At 72.0% G+C, this 5078-nt stretch carries 5 protein-coding genes; 3 read left to right on the top strand and 2 right to left on the bottom strand.

All coding sequences use genetic code 11. The features are described 5' to 3' along the window. The first annotated feature begins 190 nt into the window (after positions 1-190). Positions 191-823 carry a hypothetical protein gene (locus tag G4D87_RS40170; RefSeq protein WP_240358818.1) on the top strand — a complete coding sequence of 211 codons (633 nt, stop codon included), beginning with the start codon at positions 191-193 and terminating at the stop codon, positions 821-823. Between the two features lie 976 nt (positions 824-1799). Here the strand turns inward: G4D87_RS40170 and G4D87_RS33405 are convergent. Together G4D87_RS33405 and G4D87_RS33400 are read right to left on the bottom strand one after the other, a co-directional pair. Then, a complete protein-coding gene (locus tag G4D87_RS33405) occupies positions 1800-2177 on the bottom strand; it encodes a hypothetical protein (protein ID WP_163786735.1) in 378 nt (125 codons plus the stop codon). Between the two features lie 92 nt (positions 2178-2269). After that, the gene (locus G4D87_RS33400) at positions 2270-4033 is read right to left on the bottom strand and encodes an ABC transporter ATP-binding protein (RefSeq protein ID WP_163786734.1); all 1764 of its coding nucleotides are present in this window, start codon (positions 4031-4033) and stop codon (positions 2270-2272) included. A 158-nt stretch (positions 4034-4191) separates the two neighbouring features. Between G4D87_RS33400 and G4D87_RS33395 the strand changes: the two genes are divergently transcribed. Together G4D87_RS33395 and G4D87_RS33390 are read left to right on the top strand one after the other, a co-directional pair. Then, a complete protein-coding gene (locus G4D87_RS33395) occupies positions 4192-4632 on the top strand; it encodes a hypothetical protein (protein ID WP_163786733.1) in 441 nt (146 codons plus the stop codon). A gap of 168 nt (positions 4633-4800) precedes the next feature. After that, a partial coding sequence (locus G4D87_RS33390; RefSeq protein WP_163786732.1) for a DnaJ domain-containing protein occupies positions 4801-5078 on the top strand: 278 nt, incomplete at its 3' end.

The raw sequence follows: 5078 nt of genomic DNA, 5'->3' as shown, positions 1-5078 counted from the left end.
GGCACGCTAAGCACAGCGGGCGGGCGGGCGCACGCGGCTTCATGACCTCCGGAGACGTGATGGCCATGGCTCAATCCTCCTGGTGTGAACAGTAGGGAGGCTCCAGGTGCGAGAGGAGCGGGGCCGCCAGCCAGACGAGCGGTGGGTCGTCTTCCGTTTCAGGACCTTCGCACCTAGTCTCTGTTCACACATGGCAGAAACCTCCGTGGAGACGTTGAAGACCGCGGTGCAGGCGCTCTACCGCGTCCACGCGGTGGAAGGCCCGCCCGGCGAGAATGGACTGCGCACCGTCTGGCACCTGTGCCCGGATGGCGCGGAGCTGATGTCCCTGGTGGACTCAGAGGGGCGCGTGCGCCGGCAGGAGCTCACGCTGCTGGAGGACCACTACGTGTGGGCCAGCGGCGAGGGCGTGCGCACCGGTTGTCTGGAGCGCGGCGGCAAGCCCACGGCCGCGGCGGTGGTCCAGACGGACCCGGAGCTCGTGCCGCAGCGGCTGATGCGCGCCGCGCTCGCCATGGGCACGTACACGGGACAGGACCGCTACCTGCTCCACATGCAGCGGGTGCTGGCGCTGGCGCGCGAGGGCCTGGAGATGAAGGGCGGCCTGACGCGTCCCTCAGAGCCCACGCTGCCCGCCGTGGAGGCGCCCATCGTGACGACGGCTCAGGCCGCCGTCTTCGACGTGCCGCCCGCCGCGGTGGCGGTGGTGGAGGAGGTGACGCCTCCGGTGGTGCGGCCCGGGGAGGGTTTGACGATGGTGCTGGTGCTTGCCTTGGGGTTGCTGGTGGGGTTGGGGATGCTGGCGTTCATCTTGATGGGCTGAGCGGGGCTCACGTCTCCAGAGGGTGGCCGCGGCATGCTCCCGGTGGGGCTCTCGCCGTGTTCGGCGGGGATGGCCACCGGCGCGTGCTCCGTGGCGGAGCTCACCGGGTTCGCATCCAGCACCAGCAGCACGGCCACCGCGGCGGCGGGCACCAGCCGCGCCGACCAGCCCAGCGGCGTGTGAGACGCTTCTCCGGCGCGCCGCCGGGCCATCAGCGTCAGCCCCAGCACCGTCAGCACCCCGGTGCACGTCCACCGCAGCGCGCGCAGGTTCGCCGTCGCGGCGAGCCCCGTGGCGATCAGCTCCGAGCGCTCCGCGTCCGGCATCCGCGCCAGGCTGGTGAGGAAGCCCAGCAGGTGGCGGGCCTCGAGCGCGCCCACCAGGGCCACCGAGGCCAGGGACGCGGAGACGCCGCTGGCCAGCAGCAGTCTGCGGTTGCGGGGGCCCGCGGCCTCCCGGAAGCCCGAGGGGTCGAAGTGCGCCAGCGCCAGCCCCAGCGCCAGCCCCAGCAGCAGCGCGGTGCTCGTCCAGGCGCCCAGCAGCCGCGGCGCCATGGCCTCTCCCGTGCGGGTCGCCAGCGCCAGGCCCGCCTCCACCGTGTCCAGCCGGGGCAGGGACACCAGCACCCGGTCCATCAGGACCTCGGTGCCCATCAACCCCAGCATCCACGGCAAGGTGGCCAGTCCCAGCATCGCGGACAAGGGCACCCGCCGCTCCACGCCCGAGCCCACCAGCGCCAGGGACAGCAGCGGCACCTCCAGCGCCAGCGCCATCGCCACCAGCGCGGCGAATGGCCCGGCCGCCTGGAGCGCTTGCGACACCCCGGCCACCCCCTTCAGCAGGGGCGCCAAGGTGAAGCACCACACAATCACGGTGATGGGCACGGCCAGCGCCACGGCCAAGCCGGGCGCGAGACGAAGCCGGAGCGGAACGAGCATTTCAGGAGAGAGTAGTCTCTCCGGTTAAGCCTGTGAAATTAGACCGGAGGACGACCCACGAGCCAGTAGATGACGCTCGCCAGCGCTCCCGCGACGGGAGAGACGAGCACACCCAGCAGGTAGAGCCTGGGACACCCGCCGTCGCCGCAGCCGATGCGGCCATGGGCGAGGACACCGGTCAGCAGCAAGGGCACGTGCATGCCCATGAGGAAGACGCCGGCGCCGCGCAGCACCAGCCCGCGGTACCAGGGACGTGTCCACAACCGGAAGACGACGGGGAGCAGCAGCAGCGTCAGCGTGGCCGCGGTGGCCAGGGTGCCCTGCCGAGCCGACACCGCCACACACGCCAGGGCCGCGAGCGCCAGAGCGGGGACGAGCAGCAGGGCGTTGAGGGACAGCGGCTCCCGGGGACGCATCGAAGTCAGCCTGGGACGCTGGCAGAGCGACAGTGGGGGTGCAAGGCGGAAGCGGGCGGGGTGTCCGGCAGCGGCCAGGGACGCGCGCCGCCTCACGCCGCGACGGCGCCTTCGCCCAGGAGCTGCGTGTACCGCCCCCGCAAGGCCAGCAGCTGCGCGTGGGTGCCCGCCTCCACCACGCGGCCGCCCTCCACCACGGCAATGAGGTCCGCGTCCCGCACCGTGGACAGCCGGTGCGCGATGACGAGCACCGTGCGCCCCTTCATCAGGGCCACCAGGCCTTCACCCACCGCGGCCTCGCTCGCCGCGTCGAGCGCGCTGGTGGGCTCGTCCAGCAGCAGCACCGACGGGCGGCACAGGAAGGCCCGCGCCAGCACCAGCCGCTGCCGCTGTCCGCCCGACAGCCGGCCGCCGCGCTCGCCCACCCGCTCATCCAGGCCGCCGGGCAGGGCGCGGACGAAGTCGTCCGCGTGCGCCAGCCGCAGCGCCTCCCACAGCGCCTCGTCCGTCGCCTCGGGCCGGCCCAGTCGCAGGTTGTGCCGCACGGTGCCGGAGAAGAGCACCGGCTCCTGGGGCACCCACGCCACCTGGCCGCGCACGCTGGAAGGCTGGAGCGCCGTCAGCGGCGCCCCGTCCCACAGCACCTGCCCGCCCGACGTGGGCAAGAAGCCCAGCAGCACGGAGAACAGCGTCGTCTTGCCCGCGCCGGAGGGGCCCACCAGCGCCACGCGCGCGCCCGCGGGCACCACCAGGTCCACCCCGCGCAGCGCCTCGCGCCCGTCCGCGTAGGTGGCCCGCACGCCCTCCAGCTTCAGCTCGCGCGCCAGCGGCCCGGCGGCGTCGCCCACGTCCGGCGCGGACGGCGCATCCGCCATGACGAAGAGGCGCTCCGCGGCGGCCAGGCCCGTCAGCACCTGCGACAGCGTACCGCTGAGCGACTTCACGGGCTGGTACAGCAGCAACGCGGCGGCCATGAAGGAGAGCAGCCGCCCCGCCAGCGCCGGGTCCGCCGCCACCGCGCGCGCGCCCCAGGCGACCGCCATGGCCACGCCGGCGATGCCCAGCAGCTCCACCGTGGGGCTCACCGCGCCGCGCAGGAAGAGCGAGCGGCGCATCTCCCCCAGGTACTTGTCCGCCTCCACCTCGAAGGCCTCCAGCGCCCGCGGCTGTCCGCGGAAGGCCTGCACCACGGGCAGGTTCTGGAGCTGCTCGGCGGTGAGCGCCGTCAGCGAGCCCAGCCGCTCCTGCGAGCGCGCGGCCACCTTCTTCAGCGAGCGCGCGAAGCGGTTGATGGGCAACACCGTCACCGGCACCACCACGAAGGTGAAGAGGAACAGCGTCTTGTCGATGAGGAAGCAGGTGACGAGCAGCGCGATGATTTGCAGCCCGTCCTTCACGTAGGACGTGAGCGCCTGCGTCACGGAGAACTCGACCAGGGGCACGTCCGCGGTGAAGCGCGACAGCAGCTCGCCGGAGTGCCGCCGCTCGAAGAACGCGGGGGGCTGGCCGAGCAGCCGTCCGTAGAGGAACCCGCGCAGGTCCGCCATCACGCGCTGGCCCAGCCGCTGCATCAGCCCGCCCTGGAAGAACTGCGCGGTGGCCTTCACCATGGCCACGGCCACGACGAGCAGTGGCAACCGCTTGAGCAGGGCGTCTCCTGGCAGGGACACCCCGGCGACGGTGACGGGCTCGTGGGTGAGCAGCGCGCGCAGCAGGGGGCCCACCACCCAGGCGTAGGCGGACGTGGCGATGGCCGCGGCCACCGACGCGCTCACCCCCGCGGCGAGCAGCAGGCGGTACGGGCGGAGGTAGCCGAGGAGCCGGCGGTAGACGTGAGGCGAAGGACGGGGAGCCACTGTTCGGCGGCGGACTCTGTCACTGAGTCGCCAGAACGTCCAAGGCTACCGGGCCCTGGAGTCTGATGCCTTGTCGGCTGCCCTGCCACCGGGCGCTTGCAGCGCCCGGGCCAGTTCCATTGCCCACCTTCACCCCTGCGGACAGGTTCAGGGGAGCCATGGAAACCAATAACGAAAAAGAGGCCCTGCTCAATCCGGGCTGTGAGCCGGTCGTGGAGGACGAGGAGCGCCGGCGGCTCCTGTGGCTGATGGCCGAGTACTTCCGGACCATCGGGTACACGGACATCAAGGCGCGCCTTCCCGGCTTCATGCCGCCTCCCATCCTGTCGGGGACCATCGAGGACCACCGCCCCGACTTCACCTGCCGGCAGTCGGATTCGGCACGCACGCCCATCATCCTGGAAATCGTCACCCCGAACATGGTGGAAGACCCCACGGCGGAGAACCGCTGGAGCCTGCTGGCCAGCGCCGCGAAGCTGTACAACGCGGAGCTCCACTTCGTGGTGCCCAAGTGGGCCTCCACCGGCGCGGTGGACCCGGGCCTCAAACGCAGGCTGGCCCGGATGGAGCTGACGGCCAACCGCGTGTGGACCGTCTGACGGCTTCCTCTCTTCCCGCCACGCCACCCGCCCGGATGCCCGCCTGGCACCGGGTGGGCGCGGGCGGCGCGTGTCCCCGCTGGATTGCTGGTGCGGTTCGCTGCGTTATAGTGACTCGAGTTTTCACGCAGCGCAGAAAAGCACAGCAATTTCCAGGGGTTGTAATCAATGCCAGCGGCGGCGGGTCAGAAGCGCGACTACTACGAGGTCCTGGGCGTCCAGAAGTCTGTCTCCGCGCAGGAGCTCAAGAGCGCGTTCCGCAAGGTGGCGCTGCAGTACCACCCGGACCGGAATCCGGGGAACTTGGACGCCGAGGAGAAGTTCAAGGAGGCCTCGGAGGCCTATGAGGTGCTGAGCGACCCCGAGCGGCGGGCGAAGTACGACCGCTTCGGGCACGCGGGCAACCCCTTCGAGGGCTTCGGCGGCGCCGGGGGCGGGTTCCAGGG

It is taken from the genome of Myxococcus vastator (genome assembly GCF_010894475.1).
GTDB classification, from domain to species: domain Bacteria; phylum Myxococcota; class Myxococcia; order Myxococcales; family Myxococcaceae; genus Myxococcus; species Myxococcus vastator.
The sequence above is the reverse complement of the archived record's forward strand: the minus strand, read 5'-3'. Positions and strand labels throughout refer to the sequence as shown.